The organism is Streptomyces apocyni (genome assembly GCF_009739465.1).
In the GTDB taxonomy this organism is placed as follows: domain Bacteria; phylum Actinomycetota; class Actinomycetes; order Streptomycetales; family Streptomycetaceae; genus Streptomyces; species Streptomyces apocyni.
The window spans coordinates 1-531 of the sequence record NZ_WHOM01000023.1 but is presented as its reverse complement, the minus strand read 5'-3'; the positions used below and the strand labels follow the sequence as shown (position 1 = coordinate 531).

Annotated in this window: 1 protein-coding gene; it reads left to right on the top strand. The window is 70.6% G+C overall.

The genetic code is table 11. The annotated features are described in order from the left end of the window. Nucleotides 1–531 (top strand): polyketide synthase dehydratase domain-containing protein (locus tag GCN81_RS00090; protein WP_156721311.1); only part of this gene is annotated, 531 nt, incomplete at both ends.

The window sequence follows — 531 nt, the reverse complement described above, 5'->3', positions numbered from 1 at the left end:
GCCGCCCTGCACACCCTGCTGCCCGGGGTCATCGACAACGACCGACCCGCCCTACTCCCCTTCTCCTGGAGCGGAGTCACCCTGCACGCGGTAGGCGCGACCACCCTCCGCGTCCGCCTCACCCTCACCGGACCCCAGACCGCATCGCTCACCCTCACCGACCCGACCGGCAACCCCGTCGCCACCATCGACGCCCTCGACCTACGCCCCCTGAACAAGGAGGCCCTACGTCAGGCCGCCGCCACCACCCAGGACGGACTGCTCCGCCCAACCTGGACCCCCGTCCCCGCCAACAACGCCGACGACGCGGCCGCCCCCACCCCCGTACTACTGACCATCGACGCGTCCGACGCCGAATACCCCGAGGACAGCGACCTACCGCAGGCGGTACGTAACGCCCTGCACGCCACCTTGCACACCGTCCAGGACTGGCTGACCGACGAACAATCCGCCGACTCCACGCTGACCGTGGTCACCCAAGGCGCCCTCGCCACCACCCCCGGCGAACCCATCACCAACCTCACCCACGCC